Source organism: Klebsiella michiganensis (assembly GCF_002925905.1).
GTDB classification, from domain to species: domain Bacteria; phylum Pseudomonadota; class Gammaproteobacteria; order Enterobacterales; family Enterobacteriaceae; genus Klebsiella; species Klebsiella michiganensis.
Map to the genome: position 1 here is coordinate 109,351 of NZ_PRDB01000017.1, position 14,602 is coordinate 123,952.

The window sequence follows — 14,602 nt, forward strand, 5'->3', positions numbered from 1 at the left end:
AATGTCTTTAATTAGTATGCACGGCGCCTGGCTCTCTTTCAGCGATGCGCCGCTGCTGGATAATGCTGAACTGCATATCGAAGATAACGAACGCGTCTGCCTGGTAGGGCGCAACGGTGCGGGTAAATCGACCCTGATGAAGATCCTCAATCGTGAACAGGGTCTTGATGACGGGCGCATTATCTATGAACTGGATCTGGTTGTGGCGCGTCTACAGCAGGATCCGCCGCGTAATGTTACCGGAACCGTCTATGACTTTGTGGCGGAAGGTATTGCTGAACAAGCGGCATACCTCAAGGGTTATCACGATGTTTCGCAGCTGGTGATGACCGACCCGAGCGACAAGAATCTGAACGAACTGGCACGCCTTCAGGAACAGCTGGATAATTTAGGGCTGTGGCAGCTCGATAGCCGCATTAATGAAGTGCTGGAACAGCTGAATCTGGATCCTAACGCCGAGCTTTCCTCGCTGTCCGGCGGCTGGCTACGTAAAGCGGCCCTCGGCCGCGCGCTGGTCAGCGGGCCGCGCGTGCTGCTGCTCGATGAACCGACCAACCACCTCGATATTGAAACTATCGACTGGCTGGAAGGTTTCCTGAAGATGTTCAAAGGCACCATTATTTTTATTTCGCACGACCGTTCCTTTATTCGCAACATGGCGACGCGAATTGTCGATCTCGATCGCGGTAAGCTGGTGACCTATCCGGGGAACTACGATCAGTATCTGCTGGATAAAGAAGAAGCGCTGCGCGTGGAAGAGTTACAGAACGCGGAGTTCGATCGCAAGCTGGCGCAGGAAGAAGTGTGGATCCGTCAGGGGATCAAAGCGCGTCGCACCCGTAACGAAGGGCGCGTGCGGGCGTTGAAAGCCATGCGCCGCGAGCGCGGTGAGCGCCGTGAAGTGATGGGCAGCGCGAAGATGCAGGTGGAAGAGGCCGCGCGTTCGGGCAAGATTGTGTTCGAAATGGAGAACGTCAACTACCAGGTTGATGGCAAGGTGCTGGTTAAAGACTTCACCGCTCAAATCCAGCGCGGCGACAAAATTGCGCTGATTGGCCCGAACGGCTGCGGCAAAACTACGCTGCTGAAGCTGATGCTCGGTCAGCTGCAGGCGGATAGTGGACGTATTCATGTGGGTACCAAGCTGGAAGTGGCTTACTTCGACCAGCACCGCGCGGAACTTGATCCGGATAAAACGGTGATGGACAACCTCGCGGAAGGTAAACAGGAAGTGATGGTGAACGGTAAGCCGCGCCACGTCCTGGGCTATCTGCAGGACTTTATGTTCCATCCGAAACGCGCGATGACGCCGGTGCGGGCACTGTCGGGCGGGGAGCGTAACCGCCTGCTGCTGGCGCGCCTGTTCCTCAAGCCCAGCAACCTGTTGATACTCGATGAACCGACAAACGATCTGGATGTCGAAACCCTGGAGCTGCTGGAAGAGCTTGTCGACGGTTATCAGGGAACCGTGATGCTGGTTAGCCACGACCGTCAGTTTGTGGATAACACGGTAACGGAGTGTTGGATCTTCGAAGGCGCGGGGCAAATTGGCCAATACGTGGGCGGCTATCATGACGCCCGCGGTCAGCAGGCGCAGTATCTGGCGAAAAAACAGCCGGTTTCTAAAAAGACAGTTGAAGTTGCTCAACCGAAAGCAGAAAGTGTCAAACGCGCTGCCAGCAAACTAAGCTATAACCTGCAGCGCGAGCTGGAACAGCTGCCGCAAAAACTGGAAGAACTGGAAGCCCAGCTGCAGAATTTGCAGGAGCAGGTTGCCGACCCTTCTTTCTTTGGTCAGTCGCATGACCATACGCAGCAGGTGCTCGCACAGCTGAGTGAAGCGGAGCAGGCGCTGGAAACCGCCTTCGAACGCTGGGAATATCTCGAAGGTTTAAAAAACGGCGCATAAGCTGAGGAGTTTTCATGTGCGATCATCATCATGCTGCGCGGCATATCCTGTGTCGACAATGTGATCTGCTGGTGGCTTTGCCGCAGCTGGAGCATCGCCAGAAAGCTACGTGTCCGCGTTGCGGAACGACATTGACAACGTCATGGGACGCGCCCCGGCAGCGTCCCACAGCCTACGCGCTGGTCGCGTTGTTCATGCTGCTGCTGGCCAATCTGTTCCCCTTCATCTATATGAAGGTTGGAGGGATCAGCAGCGAAATCGAGCTGCTGGAAATTCCGAACGTGCTGTTTAGCGAGGATTACGCCAGCCTCGGTACCTTCTTTTTACTTTTCGTCCAGCTGGTGCCGGCTTTCTGCCTGGTCACCATACTGCTGCTGGTCAATCGGGTGAGCATGCCTTCCGGGCTAAAGGCGTTTCTGGCGCGGATCCTGTTTCACCTTAAAACCTGGGGGATGGCGGAAATCTTTCTCGCCGGGGTGCTGGTCAGCTTCGTTAAGCTGATGGCCTACGGCGATATCGGCATCGGCCTGAGCTTCGTTCCCTGGTGTATGTTCTGCCTGTTACAGCTGAGGACGTTCCAGTGCGTGGATCGCCGCTGGTTATGGGATGATATTGCACCAATGCCGGCGATTACACAGCCGCTGAAAGTCGGCGTCTCCGGCCTGCGTCAGGGGCTACGCTCGTGCTCATGCTGCACGGCGGTTTTGCCCGTCGATGAGGCCGTTTGTCCGCGCTGTCGGACAAGGGGAACCGCCCGGCGTAAAAACAGCCTGCAGTGGACGCTGGCGCTGTTGGTGACTTCGCTGATCCTCTATATGCCCGCCAATATTCTGCCGATCATGATTACCGACCTGCTGGGCGATAAAATGCCTTCCACGATTATGGCGGGGGTGATCCTGCTGTGGAGCGAAGGATCGTATCCGGTGGCGATGGTGATCTTTATTGCCAGTATTATGGTGCCGACGTTAAAAATGATCGCCATTGGCTGGCTATGCTGGAACGCCAGCGGCAAGGGAGCGCGCGACTCGGAGCGCATGCATCTGATTTATGAAGTCGTCGAGTTTGTTGGCCGCTGGTCAATGATTGATGTGTTTGTTATCGCAGTCCTCTCCGCTCTGGTTCGCATCGGTGGATTAATGAATATCTATCCGGCGATAGGGGCAGTGATGTTTGCGCTGGTCGTAGTAATGACAATGTTTTCGGCCATGACCTTTGACCCGCGTTTATTGTGGGATCGTGAGCCAGATTCAAGCCATGAGGAAAGACTGCAGCATGGAAAATAAGAGCGGAGAAGCGAAAGTGCAAAAGGTGAAGAACTGGTCACCGGTGTGGATCTTCCCGATAGTCACGGCGCTGATTGGCGCATGGATTCTCTTTTATCACTATAGCCACCAGGGGCCGGAAGTGACCCTGATAACCACTAACGCAGAAGGTATTGAAGGGGGCAAAACCCGGATAAAAAGCCGCAGCGTTGACGTCGGCGTGATTGAAAGCGCGACGCTGACGGACGACCTGACCCACGTGGAGATTAAAGCGCGGCTGAATTCAGGTATGGAAAAACTGCTGCACCAGGATTCGGTTTTTTGGGTGGTTAAACCGCAGGTCGGCCGTGAAGGGATTAGCGGTCTGGGAACGCTGTTATCCGGCGCCTATATCGAACTGCAGCCGGGAAGCAAAGGCTCTGTTCCTGCGCAGTATCCGCTGCTGGATTCACCGCCGCTGGCCTCCCCTGATGCTAAAGGTATTCGCATTCTGCTGGAAAGCAGCAAAGCGGGGCAGCTTTCACCCGGCGATCCGGTGCTTTTCCGCGGCTACCGCGTAGGTTCAGTTGAAACCAGCACCTTCGATGCGCAAAAACGCAATATTACCTATCAGCTGTTTATTAGCGCGCCTAACGATCGGTTGGTGACCAATAACGTGCGCTTCTGGAAAGATAGCGGTATTGCGGTGGATCTGACCGCTGCGGGTATGCGCGTTGAGATGGGATCGCTGTCGACCCTGTTTGGCGGCGGCGTCAGCTTTGATATTCCCGAAGGGCTACCGTTAGGTGAGCCGGTGGCGAATAAAACCGAATATCATCTGTTTGACGATCAACGCAGCATCCAGGATTCGGTGTTTACCCAGCATATTGACTACGTGATGTTCTTTAAAGATTCGATTCGTGGTTTGCAGCCCGGCGCGCCGGTTGAGTTCCGCGGTATCCGTCTGGGGACCGTCGGCAAGGTGCCGTTCTTTGTTCCTGGGCTGAAGCAGAACATCAACGACGATTACCGTATCCCGGTAGAAGTGCGAATTGAACCGGAACGTCTGATCAATCAGTTAGGCGCTAATCCTGACATTCGTAAGCATATCGATGATCTAATGAATCGCGGGCTGCGCGGTTCGCTTAAAACCGGAAACCTGGTGACCGGCGCGCTGTATATCGATCTCGACTTCTACCCGAAAGCCCCTCCGCGCGGCAAGATTCAGGAGTTTGGCGGTTATCCGATTATTCCAACCGTGAGCGGTGGCCTGGCGCAGATCCAGCAGCGCCTGATGGACGCGCTGGATAAAATTAACAATCTGCCAATCAACCCGCTGCTGGAGCAGGCAACCAGTACGCTGGCGCAAAGTGAAAAAACGATGCAGCACGTACAGGCGACGCTGGACAGTCTGAACAAGATAACGTCAAGTCAGTCGATGCAGCAGCTACCGGGCGATATGCAGAATACGTTGCGCGAGCTTAATCGTAGTATGCAGGGCTTCCAGCCGGGATCTGCGGCATACAATAAGATGGTTGCGGATATGCAGCGTCTCGATCAGGTTCTTCGTGAACTGCAGCCGGTACTGAAAACGCTCAATGATAAGAGCAATGCGCTGGTATTTGAGGCGAAGGATAAAAAAGATCCGCAGCCGAAGGGAGCGAAATAATGAAGAAATGGCTAATAGCGGCGGCGGTATGCGCGCTGACGGCATGCAGTAGCGGCGGTGAGAGTAAAACTTACTATCAGCTTCCCGTGGCGCAGGGTGGCGCGCAAAGCGCCGCCCACCAAAGCAAAAACTTGCTTTGGGTCGAGCAGGTGAGCATTCCGGATTATCTTGCCGGTAACGGGGTGGTCTATCAGACCACCGATGTTCAGTATGTGATTGCGAATAACAATCTGTGGGCGAGCCCGCTCGATCAGCAGCTGAAAACGACGCTGGTGGCGAACCTTAGCAACCAGCTTCCGGGTTGGGTGATTGCCTCTCAACCGCTGGGGAGCGAGCAGGATACGCTGAACGTGTCCGTCAGCGGTTTTCACGGCCGTTACGATGGCCGGGTCATCGTTAGCGGCGAGTGGCTGCTGAAGCATCAGGGGCAGCTGATTAAGCGGCCGTTCCATATTGAGCTTAAGCAACAAGAGGATGGTTACGACGCGATGGTGAAAACGCTCGCGCAGGCCTGGACCCAGGAAGCGACGGCGATTGCCAGCGAGATTAACCGCTTGCCATAAGTAAAATTAATAAGAATAAAAGCCGCTGCGACAGTGAAAATCGCAGCGGCTTTTTTATTTGTCTCATCAGTTTGTTACTTGTGCTGGTTCACAGTTTTTGTACAAACGAAGTTTCATGTAGCTCACAAATATGACAATGGCGTGAATTTTGCGCATTGACGCTATCCCCGATTCGCGGTATTCGTTAACCGTGGTTGCGTATTTAGTGACCATTGTTTTCTTTTCCACCAGATCAAAGTATGAGGGAAACGAGGCATGAAGAGACAAAAACGAGATCGCCTGGAGCGGGCACATCAGCGTGGGTACCAGGCCGGTATTACCGGAAGGTCTAAGGAAATGTGTCCTTACCAGACCTTAAACCAAAGGTCTTATTGGCTAGGAGGCTGGCGAGAGGCCATGGAGGACAGGGTACAAATTGCCTGACTGTCTCTTTAAAAAGAAGCCTCCGCTGCGCGGGGGCTTCGCCTTTTCTAACGCGTGATGTTTATCAGAACGCGGAAGTGTCCTGGAACAGGCCCACTTTCAGATCGGTTGCGGTGTAAATCAAACGACCGTCAACCAGCACTTCTCCATCCGCCAGCCCCATAATCAAACGACGGTTTATCACGCGTTTGAAATGAATACGGTAGGTCACTTTCTTCGCCGTTGGCAGTATCTGGCCGGTGAGCTTCACTTCGCCCACGCCTAATGCACGTCCTTTACCTTCGCCGCCTAACCAGCCCAGGTAGAAGCCAACCAGCTGCCACATGGCATCCAGGCCCAGACAGCCCGGCATCACCGGGTCACCAATGAAATGGCAACCGAAGAACCACAGGTCCGGGTTAATATCGAGTTCTGCCTCAACATAACCTTTGTCATAGTTACCACCGGTTTCGGTCATTTTGATGACGCGGTCCATCATCAGCATACTTGGCGCCGGCAGCTGTGGGCCTTTGGCGCCAAAGAGTTCACCACGACCAGAGGCAAGAAGGTCTTCTTTTGTATAGGATTCGCGTTTATCTACCATGTTTTCAGTAAGCCTTATTTTGAGTTCGGGACGCAGGATAGCTAACACGTGTACGCTGAACAAGTCCGATCAGTTCGAACCTGAACCGCCTAACCAGCGTAGCGGCCACGGAAAGCGATGACGACTCTCTTGCTGTGTCGCCTGCGCAATACGTTCCTGAATGGTTTGCCGTAACGTTTGTCCTTCGCCGTCCCAGAGTAGCTGGGTCAGAATGGGCAGCGCTTCCGTCACGTCATCGACTGCCCAGATAAAGAACTGCTCATCCGCAACGGCCTGTTGCAGTTCCTGCGCCAGGCTCAGGTGACGAACGTTGGCGGAGGGAATGATGACTCCCTGTTTACCGGTCAGCCCACGCTGCTGGCAAATAGCAAAGAAGCCCTCAATTTTCTCGTTAAGCCCGCCAACCGGCTGTACGCGACCAAACTGATCGACAGAACCGGTAATGGCGATGCTCTGATTAATCGGCACATTGGCCAGCGAGCTGATCAGCGCGCACAGTTCGGCCATGGAGGCGCTATCGCCATCCACTTCGCTGTAGGACTGCTCGAAGGTCAGGGAGGCGGTGAAGGGGAGCTGTTGTTCGAGCTCCAGCTCGGACATCAGAAACGCCTGCATGATCATCATGCCTTTTGCATGAATGTTGCCACCGAGCTCGGCCTTACGCTCAACGTCAATAAATTCGCCGTCGCCGATATGTACGACGCAGCTAATACGTGAAGGCTCGCCAAACGCACGCGGATGGCCCGGAAACTCAATGACGGAGAGTGCGTTGATTTGTCCGACGCATTCGCCTTCGGTCTCGATCAGGATTTGCTCCTGCAGTATTTCATCCTGGATGCGTTCAGCAAGGTAGCCTTCGCGCCACAAACGACGCTCCAGCATGGTTTGCATCTCTTCAGCGCTAATCTCTTCACCTTCACAGAACGCGGCGGCTTCGCGAAGCTGGCGAGCAATCCAGAGCACGCACAGCGGCAAGGTTTCCTGATCGCCTGTATAACGCGCACCTTCCTGGATTAGCAGCGGCCAGGCGTTAGCTGACAGCCCCGGGAGCTCGAGCAGCTGAGCATTTTGCCAGACCCACTGGCACCACTGCTTCAGCGTATCGGCGTCAGCGATTTGCAGATTATCTTCATATTCGCTGTAGATAGCCTGCGCAGAAAGCTCGGGTTCCATCTCCTGAAAATCAGCAAGAGATTCCCGCTCGCCGACCAGGATAACTTTCAAACTCAGGGGCATAGAGGGAATGCTGACCGGAAGAGGGCGAGACTCATCGAATGATAACCAGTCAAAACGCTGGCGGGTTACCATATTTTTCAGCCGCATCCACAGCAGGGGCTGTGCCAGTAATGCACGGAGGGAGAGAATTAATACCCCGCCGTTAGCGCGATGGACCAGACCGGGTTGTAACGTGATTTCACCATTAAACTGGCGCACGCAGCCAAAAAGCTGCTCTGCTTCGATCCAGTCCGCGGCTTCAACCGGCGCAACGCTGGCGAAATTATCTTCAGCCGTTTGCGCCGGGGAGAGCGAGATTTTTCCGCCATCAACCTGATAGCGAACGCCACAGAGCGTTTGTGCCGGTTGGTGTAAAGTACGGGTTTCGTTAGCCAGCCACTGCAGGTACTCCGGCTCTTCCGGAATTTTAACCAGCATAAACGGCGAAATGGCTGGAGTGACCAGGAGCTGCTCCAGGCCATAGAAGAGTCGGGGTTGCAGTTCGCCTGAGAGCGATGTCTCTGCGTGAGCTAAGTCGGCTTGTGCAAACAGCGCCTGATAACTTTCCGTATCAGGAGCGAGGTCGTTTCGGGTAAGTTTCGTAATGGTCAAAGTCGCTGTTTTTTAGTCAGATGTAAAACGCGCGATTATACATTATGCGGCGTCCGAGCACACGAGGGATTGCGATTGTCGCGGTGATAACGAATCTACCAACATCACGAAAGATCATTTATTCTCAGCACATCAGGAAAAAACTGATATCCTGAAATGAGTTACACGGTCACATTGAGATCGCAATGAAATATCAACAACTGGAAAATCTTGAAAGCGGCTGGAAATGGACTTATCTGGTAAAAAAGCACCGGGAAGGTGAGCTTATTACCCGCTACATTGAAGCCAGCGCTGCGCAAGCCGCCGTCGATTTATTACTGACGCTCGAAAATGAACCCGTGCTGGTGAATACCTGGATTGAGCAGCATATCAATCCGGCGCTGGTGAACCGCATGAAGCAGACTATCCGCGCCCGACGTAAGCGTCATTTTAACGCGGAGCATCAGCATACGCGTAAAAAGTCTATCGACCTGGAGTTCATGGTCTGGCAGCGTCTGGCGGGTCTGGCGCAAAGACGGGGTAAAACGCTTTCTGAAACCATTGTGCAGTTGATTGAGGATGCTGAGCATAAAGAGAAGTATGCCAGCAAGATGTCCAGCCTGAAGCATGATTTGCAGGTACTGTTAGGTAAAGAGTAGTGATGCAAGCATCGGGATATATCGGTGCGCTGCTGCTTTTTGATAGAGGAATTTAAGGTAAAAAAAACCCCGCATCGCGGGGTTTTTTATTAACGAGATAACTTAAGCCTGCGGCTGAGTTACAACGTCTTTGTAGCCTTTAACTTCGATTTCTACACGACGGTCCGGCGCCAGGCAGTCGATCAGAGCTGCGCGAGCTTTCACGTTGTCACAGGTGTTGCCAGTAACCGGGTTGGATTCGCCCATACCGCGAGCAGAGATTTTGCTAGCCGGGATACCTTTGGATACCAGGTAATCAACAACGGACTGAGCACGTTTCTCAGACAGCTGCTGGTTGTAGGCATCAGAACCGATACGGTCGGTGTAGCCCAGAACAACTGCGGAACCGTCTTTCGGATCCATGTTGCTCAGCTGGGTGTACAGCTGATCCAGAGCCTGCTGGCCTTCTGGTTTCAGAGTAGATTTGTTGAAGTTGAACAGAACGTCAGACTTCAGGGTAAAGTGCTTGGTAGTCACTTCTGGAGCCGGAGCCGGCGCCGGAGCTACAACCGGAGCAACGTCGTCCTGACCGAAGCGGTAGGATACGCCCAGGCTCAGCATGCCGTTATCAGGACGGGTACCAACGGTGCCAGCGTCGCCGATGTTGTTAACCCACTGGTATTCCAGACGGGTTGCGATGTCACGAGTAACAGCCCACTCTAAGCCGCCCGCGAATACCGGGGAGACGCCAGTGTCGTGTTCGCTACGGGAAACGCCGGTAGAAGCGTAGTTACCTTTGGAGTCAGCGCGCCAAACCATACCACCCAGACGGGTATAGATATCCAGATCGTCAGTGATCGGGTAACCCAGTTTAGCAGTCAGCTGAACGCCCTGAGCTTTGAAAGCGCCGTTGTCAACGCTGCCTTTGTAAGCCATACGGCCCAGCCAGTCGTAACCCATTTCAAAACCGAGGTACGGGTTAACCTGGTAACCACCAAACGCACCAGCACCCAGCTGATCGTTACGGGTCGGGCCGTTGTTGCCCTGGAAACCGTTACCGTAGAAACCGGTGTCGTGATACTGGGACCAGCCCAGTTTAGCACCTGCGTACCAGGTGTTATCTTTCGGAGCGGCCTGCGCTACGGTAGCGAAGCCAGCCAGTGCCACTGCAATCGCGATAGCTGTCTTTTTCATTTTTTGCGCCTCATTATCATCCAAAATTCGCCATGAAGGTTCAGAAGACCTCACGGTTAAATCCTTCACCCGGGGCGTGACTTGTTGTTAACTATGCTGATACATGCAGCGTAAGCCGGTCACCCCTGGCGATGTAAAGTCTACAACTTAGTTCGAAACTTACAAGTGTGAACTCCGTCAGGCATATGAAAAAAAAGGGTTGTGTACGCTATGTTTAACCAATACGGTTGAACTTAATCGAGGCAAAAAAAGTCGCGAAGCCGCATCAGACAAGCATTTTAACAAAAATGCCGTTCAAGAAAGCCCATCTCGCGCCAGGGCAAAAAAAATTCCAGGATTAATCCTAAACTCGGTTAATGATACAGGTTTGAGTGAATTTTTAGCCCAGAAAGTTGTCTGCCTGGCTGATTGGTATTTCTTACCGGACGCATGATAAAGCCCATCGCGTGACCCTCTTCTGCAGCGGCAACCAGGCGTTCATGTTCCTCAATGCTCAGTTCTTCTGATAGCCAGCCAATAACGACGCTATAATTTCCCGTGCGCAGTGAGCGAACCATGGATTCCAGGGTGTTAGCGGGGGAGAGCTGGCTGATCTGCATCACCTTCGACAGCGGCAAACCGGACGACTGCACCCATTCGCGGCTCAGCTTCTGTTGTGGCGTCAGCCAGAGCTGCCAGCGCGATTGCTGCCCAAGCTGTTGTAATAAAGGAAGCAATAGTAGCTGCGTCATCATGGGCTGGTCTTCTCGATAGACTATTTCACTGATCAGCCCATTAGCTGGCTGTTCGGCAGCGTCATGAGAGCGACGACGTACTGAAGTAGAAGTCAGTGGTGAACGATTTGCGTGAGCTGATGTAAACATAGTCTATCCCGCCTGTGGGTTACTGTATACATATACAGTATATGCGGCAGGGTGAAAGATCAACCCTATTTTCTCTGTTGCTGGATGAAATTTGTACGTCGCCGGGAGTGAACCCGAACCGGTCGCATCGGATGTCCGCGCGTACACAATGTGAATTCATGGTTGTCGCGCTTTCTTGCTGGCTAAATTCTTCTCATAAATGATGGCATTAACGGTCTATGAGCGAACAGGGATGCCCTGCTCTCTGTACGCTACTGTGATGAATATTAATTAAGCATTTTATCTTTCCCGCGTTTAACTTCATCAAATGACTATTTTCTGAAAGCGGCTCGCAAAAAAACACGCTGATTAAAATGAACAGATAATTCATGTTGCCGCATGAAGAGAAGTCACTTATTTTCTCTTTTAACGGATCCGTTAGCACATTTATGTCTTATTTACATGATTAACAAAGGAATAATCATGAAGAAACTTATATGTCTTAGGATCCATCAGTTTCGGGCATGTTTGTCTCCATTAGGAAAAATAAGCTGTCGGCCCTTATTTGGTGGCTATAGCCTGGCGATAGATAATACCGTGTTTGCCATGATGGCTGAGGGAGAAATCTATCTTCGGGTTTGCGAGCAGAGCGCGGAGTACCGCGTGGCGCATAAAAACCCGCTGTTGAAGATGCAGAAGAATGGTCGTCTGGTCGCGCTGAAGTATTATCATATTGATGAGGAACTTTGGCGGGATAGCAAAATGCTTTTTCATTTATCGGCGCTGTCATTACAGAGCGCGCGTCATGAAAAACATCGGCAGCGACATTCCGGAAGATTAAAAAATTTGCCAAATATCAGTTTTCATATGGAACTACAGCTGATTAATTCAGGCATTACGGATGAATTAATGCTGCGTAAGATTGGGGCCAAAGAAGCCTGGTTGAGGTTACGAAAAATAAATAAAGCGCTAACGGTGAATATTCTTTATTCCTTACAGGGGGCTATTGAAGGCGTCCACGCGGCCACGCTCCCGACGCAGCAGCGTCAGGAGCTTGAGAAGTGGGCAACGGAACAGATGCGGGAGAGTGAGAGCTATTCAGGTTGAATCTCAACCTGTCGCTGTAGCCGGCAAATCTCTGGCAGCAGCGCCAGTAGCAGCCCGATTTGTTGAAGCACTAACGGCTCTTTGCTATCGGCACGAGGTTCAAGATGCTGTATCCTGGTTTGCAGGCTTGTTAGAGCTTGCTGTACCCGCTGTTCATCGGCCGGTGAGTGGTGCAGCGCGTCATCAACATAACAAACGGCATCGTCCAGCAGCGCCAGGATATCTGGCGTTGTCAGCTTTTCCCTGTGTGCGCCCAGGGCGGAGATATAGCTGGTAAAAGTGTGGTTCAGGCATAACAACCGAAAAGCGGTTTCCCGCATTTGCGAGCCCGCTCTGGGTTCTGTTGATAAGTTTGATACAACGGATGCCAGCTCACCGTCCCTGCTGTGCGCCGCTCTTCGCGCAATACGATAGGCAAGACGGTTGTCGCGCCCCTGATGATATTGCTCGAGTATGGCGTCTAAATATCGGCAGTTGGCATTGATTGCTTGTTCAAGTACTCGGGGCAGGTTGCGGAATTTCCAGTCTGGCCAAATAAAGCTGACTGCGGCCCAGGCGATAGCGCAGCCGATCAGCGTATCAAATATACGCGGTAGGGCGACTTCAAAACCTTCCCCCAGGAGGTTAAAGCACAGCAAAACCAGAAGGGTAATGAACATGGTCGCATGGGCGTACTGTACATTACGGAACGCGAAGAACAGCACGCCGGTCAGGACAATTAAAAGCAGCTGGCCTTCGACGGAAGGGACGAGAAGCAGCACCGGCAGGCCTATCGCTACGCCGATGAGCGTACCGATTATCCTTAACGCCAGCCGGTGACGAGTGGCGTTATAGTTTGGCTGGCATACGAACAGGCTGGTCAGCAATATCCAGTAACCGTGGTTCAGTCCGGTTAACTGGATAAATGCATAACCTGCGCACAGGACTAATGACATTCGAACCGCATGGCGAAACAGAGCTGACTCTGGGGTCATATTACTGCGCAGGCGCAGCCAGATATCGCTGAAACTGCCGGGTTGGTCGTCGGCTAACAGGTTTTCCGTGTTGTGACTGGACTGTACAGTCGTCTGGACGGATTCAATTGTCGCCAGCTGGGCGTCAATGGCGCGTAAGTTATTAAGCAAAAATCCCAACGCCTTAATCTGTTCTGCCGGCGCGCCGCTGGCTTTTACGCGATCGAGCGCGGCGTCAAGATGCATAAAAGCGCGCTCAAAGTGAGTGTCATGAAGGTAGGGTTCGCGTAGCAGGATGGCACGAGACAGTTTCTGGCAGGCCTGCGCCTGCATTGACAGCATACGCTGGAAGCGGAACATCACGTCACTGTAGCGAAAATGATCGCGCAGCGTTTGGTATTGAATATGCGATGAGCTTGCGCGTTCGTGGATGTCCTGCGCCACGAAGTAATACTGCAAAGTGCGACGCGTTCCGCGCTGCCCGCGATCGCCGCGCAGGCGAGTCAGCAGGGAAACTTTCGTCTGATTCAGCGTGGCCACAAGCTGGCCATTGGCTATCGCCAGGTCATACAGCGGAGCCTGGCTTTCATCTTCAATATCCGGATCGAACAGGCGTGATTTAAGCTCCAGATAGTGAGCTAACTGCTCGTAGCTGCGTGCCAGATTGTCCTGAAGAGGACGGATAGGGAAAATCAGATGTCCGGAGAGGGTAAGTAAGTTGTACCACACCGCGCCAGCCAGCAAAAACAGCGGCTGAAGATACCAGTGGCTGTAAAGCGTAACGCCCAGCATGGTATAGATGGCGATTAACAAAGCACCAAAGGCGATGGTGGCATAGCGTTGGCCCAGGCCGCCGAGCAAAATAAAACCGATTGTTGAAACGGTTAATCCCGCCGCAAATAACCACGGCCAGGGAAAAAGGAGTTCCACTGAGGCTGAAGCAATAAAAAAGCACACGAGGGTAATGGCCAGATTACGCAGACGTCCTGTCAGGCGGTCATCAAGGTCGGTCAGCGCCGCTGCCACCACCCCGAGTGTTAGAGGAATCGTGAGTTTTACTTCGCCAAGCCACCAGGGAAATGCGGTCGTGCCGCAGAGTGCGATAAATATCCTGATGTTATATAACCAGGCACTGTTCCATGTATAGCGGCGTAGCAGGGGGGTGAGCATTTCTCTATTCCATTCAATTACTGAAAGCGGCGACGCGCATTGGCTTCACGCGCGGCGCGAGCGGTCTCGACGGAGACGACTCGTCGGCCTACTGGCCATAAAGCAATAGCGGCGATTTTAAAATTGGCGATACCAACCGGGATGCCAATGATAGTCAGGCATTGGGCGATACCACAAAAGATATGCATCAGGCACAGCCACCAGCCAAAGAAAATAAACCATAAAATATTCAATAGTGTCCCACCCGCGTTTAGCAGGCTATTCTTTCCCTGAGGATCGAGTTCGTCGACATGAACGGCCTCATTCCCATAGGGAAAAAGAGAGAGTTTTGTTATCTCCCAGCAGGAGCGGGTGAGAGGCAGGGTAAAGATCAGCACAATGCTGACCAGCGTCGCCAGAAGCCAGCCGAGCGTGGTGGCGAATCCGCCAAGGATAAAGTTTAAAATATTCAGAACGGTACGCATAAACCCTCTGCTTAATACGGTGGATAATAAGGCACGGCCA

At 52.8% G+C, this 14,602-nt stretch carries 13 protein-coding genes; 7 read left to right on the plus strand and 6 right to left on the minus strand.

Annotated elements, in window-relative coordinates:
• Nucleotide 1: 1 nt before the first annotated feature.
• From CDA56_RS25645 to rmf, 5 genes are all read left to right on the plus strand, one after another.
• Nucleotides 2-1,909 (plus strand): ABC transporter ATP-binding protein, encoded by a 1,908-nt coding sequence (locus CDA56_RS25645; RefSeq protein WP_004849507.1) that lies wholly within the window; start codon nt 2-4, stop codon nt 1,907-1,909.
• Between the two features lie 14 nt (nt 1,910-1,923).
• Nucleotides 1,924-3,192 carry a membrane integrity-associated transporter subunit PqiA gene (gene pqiA, locus CDA56_RS25650; RefSeq protein ID WP_014228659.1) on the plus strand — a complete coding sequence of 423 codons (1,269 nt, stop codon included), beginning with the start codon at nt 1,924-1,926 and terminating at the stop codon, nt 3,190-3,192.
• Entirely contained in the window at nt 3,182-4,819 is a 1,638-nt protein-coding gene (pqiB, locus tag CDA56_RS25655) for an intermembrane transport protein PqiB (protein WP_025107496.1), read from the plus strand. The genes pqiA and pqiB overlap by 11 nt, the downstream gene beginning before the upstream one ends.
• The gene (pqiC, locus tag CDA56_RS25660; protein WP_064377398.1) at nt 4,819-5,382 is read left to right on the plus strand and encodes a membrane integrity-associated transporter subunit PqiC; all 564 of its coding nucleotides are present in this window, start codon (nt 4,819-4,821) and stop codon (nt 5,380-5,382) included. The genes pqiB and pqiC overlap by 1 nt, the downstream gene beginning before the upstream one ends.
• Nucleotides 5,383-5,637: 255 nt before the next feature.
• Entirely contained in the window at nt 5,638-5,805 is a 168-nt protein-coding gene (rmf, locus tag CDA56_RS25670) for a ribosome modulation factor (RefSeq protein ID WP_004100764.1), read from the plus strand.
• A gap of 64 nt (nt 5,806-5,869) precedes the next feature.
• On the opposite strand, the gene fabA is transcribed toward rmf, so the two are convergent.
• A complete protein-coding gene (fabA, locus tag CDA56_RS25675; RefSeq protein ID WP_004849514.1) occupies nt 5,870-6,388 on the minus strand; it encodes a bifunctional 3-hydroxydecanoyl-ACP dehydratase/trans-2-decenoyl-ACP isomerase in 519 nt (172 codons plus the stop codon).
• Between the two features lie 69 nt (nt 6,389-6,457).
• Complete coding sequence (locus CDA56_RS25680) at nt 6,458-8,215, minus strand: AAA family ATPase (RefSeq protein ID WP_032749746.1); 1,758 nt, start codon at nt 8,213-8,215, stop codon at nt 6,458-6,460.
• A 185-nt stretch (nt 8,216-8,400) separates the two neighbouring features.
• Here CDA56_RS25680 and matP point away from each other — a divergent pair, with 185 nt between their 5' ends.
• Nucleotides 8,401-8,853, plus strand: coding sequence for a macrodomain Ter protein MatP (matP, locus tag CDA56_RS25685; RefSeq protein ID WP_014228663.1), 453 nt, complete (start codon nt 8,401-8,403; stop codon nt 8,851-8,853).
• 102 nt (nt 8,854-8,955) lie between these two features.
• On the opposite strand, the gene ompA is transcribed toward matP, so the two are convergent.
• Both ompA and sulA read right to left on the minus strand, forming a co-directional pair.
• The gene (gene ompA, locus CDA56_RS25690) at nt 8,956-10,026 is read right to left on the minus strand and encodes a porin OmpA (protein ID WP_004849520.1); all 1,071 of its coding nucleotides are present in this window, start codon (nt 10,024-10,026) and stop codon (nt 8,956-8,958) included.
• A gap of 353 nt (nt 10,027-10,379) precedes the next feature.
• The gene (sulA, locus tag CDA56_RS25700) at nt 10,380-10,889 is read right to left on the minus strand and encodes an SOS-induced cell division inhibitor SulA (protein WP_048261052.1); all 510 of its coding nucleotides are present in this window, start codon (nt 10,887-10,889) and stop codon (nt 10,380-10,382) included.
• Nucleotides 10,890-11,351: 462 nt separating this feature from the next.
• Between sulA and CDA56_RS25705 the strand changes: the two genes are divergently transcribed.
• Nucleotides 11,352-11,975, plus strand: a complete 624-nt coding sequence (locus CDA56_RS25705; RefSeq protein WP_046878167.1) for a TfoX/Sxy family DNA transformation protein — start codon at nt 11,352-11,354, stop codon at nt 11,973-11,975.
• Here the strand turns inward: CDA56_RS25705 and yccS are convergent.
• Both yccS and CDA56_RS25715 read right to left on the minus strand, forming a co-directional pair.
• Nucleotides 11,963-14,098: a YccS family putative transporter gene (yccS, locus tag CDA56_RS25710; protein WP_046878166.1), complete on the minus strand. Its 2,136-nt coding sequence runs from the start codon at nt 14,096-14,098 to the stop codon at nt 11,963-11,965. The genes CDA56_RS25705 and yccS overlap by 13 nt on opposite strands.
• Nucleotides 14,099-14,115: 17 nt before the next feature.
• Complete coding sequence (locus CDA56_RS25715) at nt 14,116-14,562, minus strand: YccF domain-containing protein (RefSeq protein ID WP_004849527.1); 447 nt, start codon at nt 14,560-14,562, stop codon at nt 14,116-14,118.
• Nucleotides 14,563-14,602 lie beyond the last annotated feature (40 nt).

Excerpts from the sequence above, each read along its gene's own strand:
- CDA56_RS25645 (WP_004849507.1), top strand. The coding sequence starts at position 2 with ATGTCTTTAATTAGTATGCACGGCGCCTGGCTCTCTTTCAGCGATGCG.
- pqiA (WP_014228659.1), top strand. The coding sequence starts at position 1,924 with ATGTGCGATCATCATCATGCTGCGCGGCATATCCTGTGTCGACAATGT.
- pqiB (WP_025107496.1), top strand. The coding sequence starts at position 3,182 with ATGGAAAATAAGAGCGGAGAAGCGAAAGTGCAAAAGGTGAAGAACTGG.
- pqiC (WP_064377398.1), top strand. The coding sequence starts at position 4,819 with ATGAAGAAATGGCTAATAGCGGCGGCGGTATGCGCGCTGACGGCATGC.
- rmf (WP_004100764.1), top strand. The coding sequence starts at position 5,638 with ATGAAGAGACAAAAACGAGATCGCCTGGAGCGGGCACATCAGCGTGGG.
- fabA (WP_004849514.1), bottom strand. The coding sequence starts at position 6,388 with ATGGTAGATAAACGCGAATCCTATACAAAAGAAGACCTTCTTGCCTCT.
- matP (WP_014228663.1), top strand. The coding sequence starts at position 8,401 with ATGAAATATCAACAACTGGAAAATCTTGAAAGCGGCTGGAAATGGACT.
- ompA (WP_004849520.1), bottom strand. The coding sequence starts at position 10,026 with ATGAAAAAGACAGCTATCGCGATTGCAGTGGCACTGGCTGGCTTCGCT.
- sulA (WP_048261052.1), bottom strand. The coding sequence starts at position 10,889 with ATGTTTACATCAGCTCACGCAAATCGTTCACCACTGACTTCTACTTCA.
- CDA56_RS25705 (WP_046878167.1), top strand. The coding sequence starts at position 11,352 with ATGAAGAAACTTATATGTCTTAGGATCCATCAGTTTCGGGCATGTTTG.
- yccS (WP_046878166.1), bottom strand. The coding sequence starts at position 14,098 with ATGCTCACCCCCCTGCTACGCCGCTATACATGGAACAGTGCCTGGTTA.
- CDA56_RS25715 (WP_004849527.1), bottom strand. The coding sequence starts at position 14,562 with ATGCGTACCGTTCTGAATATTTTAAACTTTATCCTTGGCGGATTCGCC.